The organism is Herbaspirillum rhizosphaerae (assembly GCF_046025915.1).
Classification (GTDB): Bacteria; Pseudomonadota; Gammaproteobacteria; order Burkholderiales; family Burkholderiaceae_D; genus Herbaspirillum; species Herbaspirillum rhizosphaerae_A.
Genome location: NZ_JAQQFR010000005.1, coordinates 189,268 through 201,804, shown reverse-complemented (window position 1 = coordinate 201,804; position 12,537 = coordinate 189,268). Strand labels below are relative to the sequence as shown.

Annotated in this window: 8 protein-coding genes; 2 read left to right on the top strand and 6 right to left on the bottom strand. The window is 56.0% G+C overall.

All coding sequences use genetic code 11. The features are described 5' to 3' along the window. Positions 1–250 precede the first annotated feature (250 nt). Together ppk1 and PQR63_RS09615 are read left to right on the top strand one after the other, a co-directional pair. Positions 251–2,362 (top strand): polyphosphate kinase 1, encoded by a 2,112-nt coding sequence (ppk1, locus tag PQR63_RS09620; RefSeq protein ID WP_408167634.1) that lies wholly within the window; start codon positions 251–253, stop codon positions 2,360–2,362. 64 nt (positions 2,363–2,426) lie between these two features. Further along, positions 2,427–2,885, top strand: a complete 459-nt coding sequence (locus PQR63_RS09615; RefSeq protein ID WP_408167633.1) for a SixA phosphatase family protein — start codon at positions 2,427–2,429, stop codon at positions 2,883–2,885. A 127-nt stretch (positions 2,886–3,012) separates the two neighbouring features. Here the strand turns inward: PQR63_RS09615 and PQR63_RS09610 are convergent, their stop codons facing one another. The 6 genes from PQR63_RS09610 to PQR63_RS09585 all read right to left on the bottom strand — a co-directional run bounded on the left by PQR63_RS09610 (position 3,013) and on the right by PQR63_RS09585 (position 12,493). Continuing rightward, positions 3,013–4,815, bottom strand: a complete 1,803-nt coding sequence (locus PQR63_RS09610; RefSeq protein ID WP_408167631.1) for a methyl-accepting chemotaxis protein — start codon at positions 4,813–4,815, stop codon at positions 3,013–3,015. Positions 4,816–5,081: 266 nt separating this feature from the next. Further along, positions 5,082–6,818 (bottom strand): methyl-accepting chemotaxis protein, encoded by a 1,737-nt coding sequence (locus PQR63_RS09605; RefSeq protein WP_408167630.1) that lies wholly within the window; start codon positions 6,816–6,818, stop codon positions 5,082–5,084. A gap of 512 nt (positions 6,819–7,330) precedes the next feature. Then, positions 7,331–9,475, bottom strand: a complete 2,145-nt coding sequence (locus tag PQR63_RS09600; RefSeq protein ID WP_408167629.1) for a methyl-accepting chemotaxis protein — start codon at positions 9,473–9,475, stop codon at positions 7,331–7,333. 374 nt (positions 9,476–9,849) lie between these two features. Further along, the gene (locus PQR63_RS09595) at positions 9,850–10,887 is read right to left on the bottom strand and encodes a glycosyltransferase family 4 protein (RefSeq protein WP_408167627.1); all 1,038 of its coding nucleotides are present in this window, start codon (positions 10,885–10,887) and stop codon (positions 9,850–9,852) included. Further along, on the bottom strand, positions 10,869–11,729 hold the full coding sequence (locus PQR63_RS09590; protein WP_408167626.1) for a UDP-2,3-diacylglucosamine diphosphatase: 861 nt from the start codon (positions 11,727–11,729) through the stop codon (positions 10,869–10,871). Before PQR63_RS09590 ends, PQR63_RS09595 begins: the two co-directional genes overlap by 19 nt. Continuing rightward, positions 11,726–12,493 (bottom strand): GNAT family N-acetyltransferase, encoded by a 768-nt coding sequence (locus PQR63_RS09585; protein ID WP_408167625.1) that lies wholly within the window; start codon positions 12,491–12,493, stop codon positions 11,726–11,728. Before PQR63_RS09585 ends, PQR63_RS09590 begins: the two co-directional genes overlap by 4 nt. Between the last annotated feature and the right edge of the window lie 44 nt (positions 12,494–12,537).

The following is a 12,537-nucleotide window of genomic DNA, read 5'->3' as shown; positions in this document are numbered from 1 at the left end:
TGTGACGAGTTTATGACCCGATCTTGTCATGAAGGAAAAGGATTCGAAAAGAATTCGTTTTCTTTTTGGCAACAGGTCGCAGAGGGTGAGCGCGCAGAGTAGAATCGAAGTCAAAAGAATAATTTCCGCATGGAAATGCAGTCTCATCAAGGCGCAGATATTTGTGACAAGACTCTTCCGGGCTTGTCATTAACTTGTCATACAGCCGCCCTACACTGCGAAAAAATTGCCAGGGATACAGGAATAACGCATGACCAGAAAAGAAAAGCAGGAAGATAGCTCCCACACGGAAATCAATCCGACCGCCATTTATCTCAATCGCGAACTGTCACAATTGGCGTTCAACCGCCGTGTTCTGGCTCAGGCGGAAAACAAACAGATCCCGCTGCTGGAGCGTTTGCGCTATTTGTGCATCTGCAGCAGCAACCTCGACGAATTCTTTGAAGTGCGCATCGCCAGCCTGCTGGCCAACCGTATCGAAGGCGAACATATCGATCCGCCGGAGCTGAGCGCCGCGCTGGAACGCACCAGCATCGAATGCCACCAGATCGTTGCGCGCCAGTATGAATTGCTGAACAAGGACATCCTCCCGCAACTGGCCAACAAGGGCATCCACTTGCTGCGTCACGAAGACCGCAATGACGCGCAGCGCGCCTGGGTCAAGCAGTACTTCGAACAGAATGTGCGACCGCTGCTGACGCCGATCGGCCTCGATCCGGCTCACCCCTTCCCGCAGGTGTTGAACAAGAGTTTGAATTTCATCATCGAGTTGTCGGGCAAGGATGCCTTCGGCCGGGGCACGGCGATCGCCATCGTCAAAGCACCACGCGTGCTGCCGCGCGTGATCCGTCTGCCTGACGGACTGTCGGACAAGAAAGGCATGTCGTTCTGCCTGCTGTCGTCGGTGATTCACGCGCATATTGCCGAATTATTTACAGGCCGCGAGATCACGGCTTATTCGCAGTTCCGCGTCACGCGCAACAGCGATCTGTGGGTGGATGAAGAAGAAGTAAAAAACCTGCGTCAGGCATTGCAGACCGAATTGCAAAGCCGCCAGTTCGGCGTTGGTGTACGGCTGGAAGTCGCCAGCAACTGCCCGGAACATCTGGCGCAGTTTCTGCTGAATCAATTCTCGATCGAGCGCAATCGCCTGTATGCCGTCAAGGGGCCGGTGAATCTGGTGCGCCTGTCGGAGCTGGTCGACCTGGCGTCCGTGCCGGCGCTGCGCTTCCCACCGTTTTCGCCAACGTTGCCGCCGCATCTGCAAAACGAAAACATCTTCGCCGTGCTGAAAAAGCGCGACGTCTTGTTGCATCACCCTTTCCAGTCGTTCCAGCCGGTGGTGGATTTCATCCGCACGGCGGCACACGATCCGAATGTGGTGGCGATCAAGCAAACGATTTACCGCACCGGTATGAACTCCGATCTGATGGAGGCATTGATCCATGCCGCCCAGCGCGGCAAGGAAGTCACCGTTATCGTGGAATTGATGGCGCGCTTCGATGAAGAAGCAAATATCAACTGGGCCGTGAAACTGGAACAGGCCGGTGCACAAGTTGTGTATGGCGTAGTCGGCTTGAAGACCCATGCCAAGATCGCGTTGGTGATCCGCCGTGAAGATGATGCCCTGCACTTCTATGCCCACCTCGGCACCGGCAACTATCACCCGACCACGACCAAGTTCTATACCGACTTCGGTCTGCTGACATCGCATCGCGAACTGACCGCCGAAGTCAACGAAGTCTTCATTCACCTGACGACACTGACCAAGCCGCGTACATTGAATCATCTTTGGCTGGCGCCGTTCTCGCTGCAAAAAGAAATTATCCGCGCCATCCGCAACGAAGCGCTGATCGCCCGCGAAGGCCGCCCTGCCCGCATCATCGCCAAGATGAACGCACTGCTGGACGAATCGGTCATCCGCGCGTTATATGCCGCATCGGCCGATGGCGTGAAGATCGACCTGATTGTGCGCGGCGCTTGCGCCCTGCGCCCCGGTGTCGCGGGCCTGTCGGAAAATATCCGCGTACGCTCGGTAATAGGCCGTTATCTGGAACACTCGCGCATTTATTATTTCCGCAACGACCTCGCGCATGACGTGTACTTGTCGAGCGCTGACTGGATGAACCGCAATCTGTTCCGCCGTATCGAAGTGGCCTTCCCGATTCTGGACAAAACGCTGAAGAAGCGCATCATCAGCGAAGGGCTCGATCCTTACCTGAAGGACAACACCAATGCGTGGCACTTGAACTGCGACGGTGTCTACGCACTCAAAAAGGCACGTACGCGCCAGGCGGCATTCAGCGCACAGGCCTATCTGATGAATACGCTCGGCATTTCCACGCCGCTCGTCGAAGAGTAACCAAAGAGTGACAGCGTGGACGACCCGCATTGAACATCTACCAATCAACCAGAGGCGAGCTCCCATGGAACTGATTTTATGGCGTCATGCAGAAGCGGAGTTAGGCGAACCAGATGAGGGCCGTGCCCTGACCGGCAAGGGACACAAGCAGGCGTGGAAAATGGCCGACTGGCTCGACCGCAATCTACCGGACAGCTGTCGCATTCTGGTCAGCCCGGCCACACGCACGCTGCAAACGGCTGAAGCACTGGGCCGCAAATTCAAGATCCATGCAGACCTGGCGCCGGACAAAAGCCCGGAAGACTTGCTCGCCGCCGCCAACTGGCCCGACAGCCGGGAACCGGTGCTGATCATCGGCCATCAGCCGACACTGGGCCTGGTGGCCGCACAGCTGATCGGTGGCATACCGCAGGAATGGTCGATCCGTAAAGCCAATGTCTGGTGGATTGCGCAACGAGAACGCGGCGATATCACCACCAATTATCTGCGCGCAGTCATGGCACCGGATCTGATCGTCAAATAAGCGTACGCAAGGAAACTAGACGAATCAATAAACGACGCCGGGTTGCTGATGTCCTCAGCAACCCGGCGTCGTTTTTTAGTTCTATGTCGTGGTTGGCACGGCCATCAATGCCGCCATCCATGCAGCATCAGCTAAGCTTGAACGAACTCACCGCGCCGGCCAGACGGATCGCCTGCTCCTGCAAGGATTGCGCGCCTGCAGCAGCTTGCTCCACCAGCGCGGCGTTTTGCTGCGTGGTTTCATCCATTTGCGCAATCGCTTGATTGGTCTGGTTGATGCCCTGGCTTTGCTCGCGGCTGGCAGCGCTGATTTCGGCCACGACTTCGGTCACGCGCTTGACGCTGTCGACCACTTCACGAATCGTCGCACCGGCCTGCGCCACCAAATCACTACCCCGTTCCACCTGCTGCACGGAGTCGCCAATGAGCACTTTGATTTCTTTCGCGGCAGTGGCGGAACGCTGCGCCAGGCTGCGTACTTCAGAAGCCACTACGGCGAAGCCTCGGCCTTGCTCACCGGCGCGTGCGGCTTCCACGGCAGCGTTAAGTGCGAGGATGTTGGTCTGAAAAGCGATGCCGTCAATCACGCTGATGATGTCGACAATCTTCTTGGATGACTCATTGATGGCGCCCATCGTGTCGACCACCTGCCCCACCATGTCGCCACCGCGGGCCGCGACGTCAGATGCAGAGGCGACCAGCAGATTGGCTTCATGCGCATTGTCGGCGTTGTTCTTGACGCCGGCGGTCAGCTCTTCCATGGCCGATGCGGTTTCTTCCAGCGAGCCCGCCTGCGCTTCGGTGCGTGCAGACAAGTCACTGTTACCGTCGGCGATCTCGCGCGAAGCCTCCTTGATCGTATCGCTAGCCCTGCGAATATCAAGCAAGGCTGCCGAAATTTTGTCGATGAACTGATTGAATGCCAGGCCGATCTGCGCCAGTTCATCCTTCCCGGTTGCGTCCAGGCGACGTGTCAGATCGCCGTCGCCGACCGCAATTTCACCCAAGGCATTGCGCACCAAAGCCAGACGCTGTAATGCCTTGGCAATCAGCACGCTCAGCAGCAGACAGACCAGTACCGTCACCACCAATGCCGTGACGGCCGAGGTGCCCAGCATTACCTTGAGTGGAGAAGTTGCATCAGCGCGATCCAGCACCACCACCAACAGCCAGTCGGTGCCCGCGACTTTCGCGACATAGAGCATGCCGTCGCGATCATTCAGGCGAACTTGCTTGCTTTGACGCGTACTCTCGACTTCTGCCAGCGTCTGCACCGACAAATCCTTGTCGAGATCGGCGATCGGTTTGAGAGTCAGTTTGGTGTCGGGATGCGCGATGATCTTGCCCTTGCTGTCGACCAGAAAGGCATAGCTTGCCGGTGTCGGCTTGATCGCGACGATGGTCCGTACAACCGTGTCGAGCAACACGTCTGCCGCCGCGACTGCCTTGATCTGTCCCTTCTCGCCTATACCCTCGGCAAAGGTCACCAGCAGCCTGCCGGTACTGGCGCTGGTATAAGGCGAAGTCACGACCGGACCTGCCACCTGCGACGCCAGCGTGTACCAGGAACGCTTGGTCGGATCATAATCCGGCGCACGCGTACGTTCCTGGGAAAAAACCGTGTGCTTGTCGGCATAACCGATGTAAGCAAGGTCAAAGCCGCCGGCTTGCTCCGCCGCTTTGACGAAAGGCAGCGGCTCGGCTGCATCGGCAGCTTGCTTGATGGAAGTGACGACCGATTTTTTCGACGCCACCCACTCTGCAATCGTCGCAGCATGACTGTCCGAAAGCTGGCGTGTCTGGCTATCGAGCGAGTCCAGCATACGTGACTTGCTGGTCAAAAAATTGGCGGCAATGATGGCGAGCATCGCCAGCACAACAACCGATACGCACAACGCGATCAGGCGCATTCGCAGTGTCGAAAAAAACATATTCCTACCTTTGATGAAAATTGTTGCTTGTATGTTGCTGCTGAATTGCAGAGGTGCTGCGGCTGTATTGCCAATGCGTTGCTGATGTACTACTGATGCCTTGCGACCATATTTCCCACAGGATATTGTCGGACATCTTGTTAAAAAGCCCGCAGACCAGAAGGCCTGCGGGCTTTGTCTGCATCATTGCGACAGATGCAGATTAAATCGGGATTGTGACCTCGTCGTTACCGTCGTTACTTGACGTCACGCAGGCGCGAGGCATGTCAGAATTCTTCCCAGCTGCCTTCATCTTGTGCCGCAACCGGCTTTTTCGGTGCTACTGCTGAAACCTTCTTGCGCGCAGCAATCGAGGCAACTGGTTTGGCAGCAGGTTCGGCTTGCAACTCGAGCGGAGGATTGACCGTCTTCAGCATCGACGGCACAACCGACAGCGGCGCACCTTGCGATGCCATGACGGCGGCATCAACTTTGAATACGGCGACTGCACGCGCCAGCAAATCGGCCTGCTCTTGCAAACTTTCAGCGGCAGCAGCGGCCTGCTCCACCAGGGCGGCATTCTGCTGAGTGATCTCGTCGATCTGCGCAATGGCGCCATTGACTTCTGCAATACCGGCGCTTTGCTCCTTGCTGGCAGCGGTGATCTCACCCATGATGTCGGCGACGTGCTTGACCGACGTCACGATCTCGCTCATGGTCACACCGGCTTCATCGACCAGTTTGCCGCCCGCGTCGACCTTGCTGACGGAGTCGCCGATAAGGATCTTGATTTCCTTGGCGGCGCTGGCCGAACGCTGCGCCAGGCTGCGTACTTCGGATGCAACCACTGCAAAGCCACGGCCTTGCTCGCCTGCACGTGCTGCTTCCACGGCAGCATTGAGCGCAAGAATATTGGTCTGGAAGGCAATACCGTCAATCACGCCGATGATGTCGACGATCTTGCTGGAGCTGGCCTTGATGGAACCCATGGTTGCCACCACATCGCCGACCACCTTGCCGCCCTTGACCGCATAGTCGGAGGCTGACATGACGAGCTGGTTGGCCTGATGCGCGTTCTCGGCATTCTGTTTCACCGTCGAGGTCAGTTGCTCCATCGAGCTGGCAGTTTCTTCCAGGCTCGAAGCCTGCGACTCAGTACGATGGGACAAGTCGGCATTACCGGTGGCGATCTCTTGCGAGGCGACTGCAATGATGGCGGCGCTTTGCTTGATTTCGTTGACGGTCGATGCCAGCTTGGTTTGCATTGCATTGAGCGAATGCACCAGTTGACCGGCCTCGTCATGACTCTTTTCTTCCACTATTGTGGTGAGATCACCGCTGGCGATGGTCTCGGTGATTCGGCCGGCGCGTTGCAATGGTGCAGTAATGGTGCGGGTAATCGACCAGGTGAAGAATGCGCCCAGCACCAGTGTCACGATACCGATGATGACCATGCTGATCTGGCCCGTGTGATAGCTTGACTGAAAGGCAATATAAGCAGTCGACATGTCGTCCTGCTGATAGCTGGCCAAAGCGCCGACGCTGGCCATCCACTTTTCATACGATGGCAGGAAATCGCTTTTGAGCAATTGCGCGGCGTCGAAGTAGTTACCGCCGCCGACCATCTCGCGAATCTTTTCAACGATGGGAAACAGTACCTTCCGCTCGGACGCGGAAGATGCGAGCAAGGCCTTGCCCTTTTCGGTTGACGTCAGCTTGGTGAGCTGTCCTTCATAGCCGGCATAGGCCTGCAGAATCTTCGCCAGGCGCTGGTTTTCTTGCTGGCCTTCGGCGGCATCAGTCGGGGTGACAACCTTGCGCAACGCGAGTGCCAGTGCACTGCCGGATTCCCGCATGTTCATTGCCGCGGTCATGCTGGCAACTTTCTGATTGATGATGTACTCGCTGCTGCTCTCCATTTCGCTCATGCGCCAGAGGCCATTGAACAAAATCGCTGCTGCGCAAAACAAGACGAGACAAAATCCCAGTGCGAGACGTGCTCCAATTTTGATATTCGAGATCATAACCACTCAACTTCCCCTGATAAAAAACTGCCGTCCCTGAAGGTGCAACTTGCCAGATTGTTCACATCGCCGGTGAACAATCCGGAATTACATTCACGTCATTCCCAGCAGGATTCGTGCCTGCTTATCTACGCTTGATTGTACGTGTTCCGCACTTATTTTTCTTGTTGCAGGGCAATTAAAATCGATTGAAGAAATGAAAAAAGACGCAGCGCCGATGCGCCTACGTCTCTTTTGGGGATGGATGGAAATGGTGGACATTACCCGACCGTGCAACTGTTCGCGACAAAGTCCACTTGACCATCTCAATCAATGATGACCCGTGGCGGCATCTTAGATAACGGCTCAAAAGTAAGCTAATGCTTTGTGCGCATGCAACTATACCTTTTTCGCATAATTACCTAAAAAGCCCTTCCACAGCTCGATTGATGGATGCAATGAATAACAAAACAACATCATTCATTGCAATACCGGCTGAATTGGTGCAGAGAGTGAAGAGTACTGAAGAAGGCTTAAAACTCCTCCCATTCATTCGCGTTGCCGCCTGCTTCCACAGATTTTTTAGCAGATGTTGAGGCGGGTTTTGGTAAGCTTTTCAACATCGGTGAAGCAGATTTTTTTGCCGGTGTCGATGCGGGCTTACTGGTCACTGCCAATCGCTTTACTGCCGGTGAAGATCCGGATGGCGGTAGCGACATGCGGGACGCTGCGGCAGATCCTTCCGCCGGTGTGATCTTGAACACGCTGACAGCCTGCGCAAGAATGTCAGCCTGTTCCTGAAGACTTTCCGCAGCGGCGGCAGCCTGCTCGACCAAAGCAGCATTCTGCTGTGTGATTTCATCCATCTGCGTGATGGCGCGATTAACCTCTTCAATCCCGACACTCTGCTCCTGGCTGGCGGCAGTAATTTCACCCATGATGTCGGCGACATGTTTGACCGAAGTCACGATCTCGCTCATGGTCGCACCTGCTTCGTCGACCAGTCGGCCGCCAGCATCGACCTTGCCCACCGAGTCACTGATGAGCTGCTTGATCTCTTTGGCGGCAGAAGCGGAACGTTGCGCCAGGCTGCGCACTTCGCTGGCGACGACGGCAAACCCACGTCCCTGCTCACCAGCTCGCGCCGCCTCAACTGCCGCATTCAATGCAAGGATATTGGTCTGAAATGCGATGCCGTCGATGACGCTGATGATTTCAACGATCTTGCTTGAGCTTTCTTTGATCGATCCCATGGTTTGCACGACACTCCCGACGACCTCGCCACCCTTGACGGCCAGCACGGATGCGGAAGTCACCAGTGAATTCGCCTGGCGCGCATTGTCCGCATTTTGACGCACGGTGGACGTCAGCTCTTCCATTGAACTGGCAGTCTCTTCCAGACTGGATGCCTGCGACTCGGTGCGGTTGGACAAATCAGCATTGCCCATGGCGATCTCTTTGGACGCCACATGAATCACATCGATACTGGTGCGCACATCTCCGACAATGTTCACCAGACTGCCAGTCATGTCGTTAAGGGCGTGCAGCAATTGCGCCGACTCGTCACTGCCGACGACGACTGCACGCGATGTCAGATCACAGGAAGCAACACGCTGCGCCATGCTCACCGACTCGGAGATAGGCACGGTAATAGAGCGCGACAGCATGGTACCGATCCACGCAGCGAACAAGGCCAGCGCGCTGATACTTCCCAACACCCAGATTTCGCTCCGGCGCAACTGAGCGGTCTGCTGACCCAGCGTACTCTCAAGATTGACGATGACGACATCGACCACCTTGAATTGCGCGTCGATGGCTTCGGTAAATTTGGCGAAATATTCTTGCGGTGGAAAATCCAGTGTCTCCGGCTTGAGCACTTTTTCGTCGGCCAGGGCGATGGCGCTCACAGCCAGCTTGCGGGCGTTGTCGACGGTGCCACCCAGACTATCCTTCAGTGAAACGTTGAGCGCAAAGGCTTGCTGAAAAAGTTTGTCGGCTTGTTTCAACCGCTCTTGTCCGCGCTGACTCGGACGAATAATGCCCAACTTGTCTTCCTGCGTTGCCGTTTTTTTGGCCAATAATGCCGAACCGCGTGCGCGCATTTTCCCGAGCTCTTCCGTCAACAAAGGAAAGGCAACGAAGGCGCCGATGATGAGCTTTGAACTATCAAGATCAGCGTCGAGGCTGAGCTTGAAATCGTCGAGTATCAGATCATTGATTTCAAAGAGCCTGGTGATCTCGTCACTGTGCGTAGTGAAGCTCTGCGGCCCGGTCACCTGACCGCCGTTGATACCATCACGCAAGCCGTTCCAAGTGCTCTGCACCGTCGCCAGATCTTTTTCGATGGCCGGATTGTGAACACCGTTCTTCTTCAATTCTTCAGACAAATTCTGGAAGGCTTTATCAACCTCTTGTGCCTTGGCCTGGCGCTGAGGTCCTACACCGGTATTGCCGCCGATCAGAATGGCTGACATGCCACGATGCTGCTGCATCAGTTGCATTGTGCGTAGTAAAGCCCGTGCAGGATTGACGCCTTTTATTTCCAACTGCTTGTGCGCGATGATGCCTTCTGCGCTGATCAAATAGAGTGCGGTCGGAACACCGAACAAGGCCAAACCGATTACACCCAGCAATGCAAATTTCTTCCACAACTGCAGGCTTGCAAACAGATTTTTCATTCTATTCCCCCTTTTGATTTCACCAAGGCACCGCAGCGACATAAGGCGCACGACATCTGCCCGGCAAGCAGCAGACTATCGTTACGTTTTATACCTGATTGGTTTAATTGCAACTAAATCTATGCCATTGTAAAGAATGCAAGAATCGTACCGATAGCGATAGACAGAGGGTGTCCGGATTAGCAAGAAAGAACAGCGAGGGAAAAGCGGTGGTGAACGGCGGATGAGATTGCACACATCCGTAGTCTTGGAGTAACCCTGCCGACAGGAAAGTTTTCTCCTGCAATATCGTTTAACCGTTGGCGTTGAACGTTAAATTAAAGCGTTACGGCCAAGAATAACGACCGCGAGCCGCACAAGGCGGCTCACAATGGTCAGGCATCCACTACATCCGGCAGCGCAGCCGGTGCGGCGTTACGTGCGTAGTGGAGATGCTGCAGGAACTGTTGTGTTGCCGCCTCCCACGAATAGCTCATCGCATGCGCGCGCACGTCGTCACGCGACAAATGCAGCGCGTCCATGCAGGCGACATCGAGATCCTCGTGCAAGGCGCCCGAGAAGCCATTGGCGACGACATCAATCGGCCCTTCCACAGGATAAGCTGCGACGGGCACGCCGCATGCCATCGCTTCCGCCAACACCAGCCCGAAGGTATCGGTACGACTGGGAAAGACGAATACGTCGGCGCAGTTGTAATACGCCGGCAATTCGTCGTGGCCTTTGGCGCCGAGGAAGCGAACGTGCGGATAGCGCTGTTCCAACTCTTCGCGTTGCGGCCCGTCGCCAATCACCCATTTGGAACCGGGCAGATCGAGCTTGAGGAAGGCTTCAATATTCTTTTCCACCGCCACGCGACCGACGTAGAGGAACAGTGGGCGCACGATGCAGGCGTGATCTTCCGCCGCCGGTTTAAAGTGCTCGGTATCGACGCCGCGGCCCCACAACGCTACGTTGCGGAAGCCATGCAGCTCAAGCGCGTCCTTCATCTTCGGCGTCGGCACCATGATGGCCTTGGACGGCCCATGGAACCAACGCATCAGGCGATACGTCAGCGCCTTGGGTAAAAGCTTGCGCGCGCTCAGATACTCCGGAAAGCGTGTGTGATACGCCGTCGTGAAATCCAGCTTGTTTCTGAGGCAGTAGCGGCGCGCTGCGAGGCCCATCGGACCTTCAGTGGAGATGTGGATGCAGTCGGGTTTAAATGCATCCAGCGCGGCGGCGATTTTGGCATACGGCTTGTAGGCCAGCCGTATTTCGGGGTAAGTCGGGCAGGCAAACGTGCGGAAATCGCGCGGCGCCAGCATGAGTACTTCGTGACCTTTGTTTCGCAGGCAAGTGGACGTCGCCCGCAGGGTGTTGACTACGCCATTGACTTGGGGCTCGCCCGCGTCGCTTACGATGGCAATGCGCATAAATCTTCTACTCCGGCTAATTTGGAACTCTTCTTCAACTGCATGATCTCGCCCCAGGTTACCAGGCGCAATTCGCCGGAAGGATCTTCAACCAGGGCCGACAGGCTTTCGACCCAATCGCCGTCATTGCAATACTTGATACCGTTGATGTCGCGGATTTCCGGTTTATGGATGTGCCCGCAGATCACGCCGTCGAGACCCTTTTTGTGCGCTTCGGCGGCCAGTGCATCTTCAAACGAAGTGATGTAGTTGACCGCGTTCTTGACCTTGCCCTTGAGGTATTGCGACAGCGACCAGTAAGGTAATCCTGCACGCGCGCGCCAGCTGTTGAACCACTGGTTGAACTTGAGGATCATGGTGTAGAGGTTGTCGCCGACATAGGCCAACCACTTGGCGCAGGCAATGACGCCGTCGAAACGGTCGCCGTGAATCACCAGCATGCGCTTGCCGTTGGCCGTTGTGTGGACCAGTTCGTCGCGGATCTTGATGCCGCCGAAGTCGAGGTCGATGAACTGACGGACGACTTCGTCGTGGTTGCCCGGCACAAAAATAACATTGGTGCCCTTCTTGGCTTTCTTGAGCACCGTCTGTACCACGTTGTTGTGGCTTTGTTCCCAATACCAGCGACGCTTCAGCTGCCAGCCGTCGATGATGTCGCCCACCAGATAGAGGGTCTCCGATTCGGTCGCACGCAAGAACTCAAGGAGTCGTTGCGCCTGGCACCCCGTCGTGCCAAGGTGCACATCGGAGATCCAGATTGTTCTGAAACGGAGGGGATCGCGTTTCATTCCCAGAGAGGCTTCTACACCATCGTCATCCAGAAACTGATCGCGTGGTTTCATACGGGTCTCGTTTCTTTCAGGTAGTGTTTGGCATACCGGCCGTCGAGCTTGGCCAGCGGTAGCAGCAGGAAAAAATCCGCCGAGTGGAAGTCAGGATCCCAGGCCGGTTCACCGCACACCCATGCGCCACTGCGCAGGTAGCCACGCAACAGCGGCGGCACTTGCGGCTGATGGCCGGCTTCGCGTTCCTCGATCGGAAACGCCGTATGCGGCGTGACGCTGTACTCTTGCGGCGCCATGTTGTTTTCGCGGAAGGCGTGGTACAGCGCTGCGGCATTGTGGCCGCCATCAGCCAGGCTGACGCTGGCGCATCCCATCAGATAGTCGCAACGCTCCTTGCGCATGAAATCTGCAATGCCAGCCCACAGCAACATGATGACGGCGCCACTGCGATAATCCGGATGGATGCAGGCGCGGCCGGCTTCGCAGATGGCGTTGCGAATATTGTCGAGGCGGCTCAGGTCGAATTCCTGTTCCGAGTAGAATTTGCCCATGCGGCGTGCTGCATGCGGGCTCATGACGCGGTAGGTACCGACCACGCTCAATGTTTTGTTGTCGCGTACGATCAGGTGATCGCAATAGTCATCGAACTCATCCTTGTCCAGACCTTCGGCATTGGCCAGAGCGGACAGGTTCATTGCTTCGATGAAGACTTTATAGCGCAGACGTTGTACTTCGCGCACCTCTTCCGGCGTGCTGGCGAGACTCAGTGACAGTTTGGAAAAACTCTGGTTAGCATCTGCTGGAGTGGTGAGCAGTCTCATGCATCGTCCTTTTTCAGTTGACAACGATGCAGAGCGTAACTGTC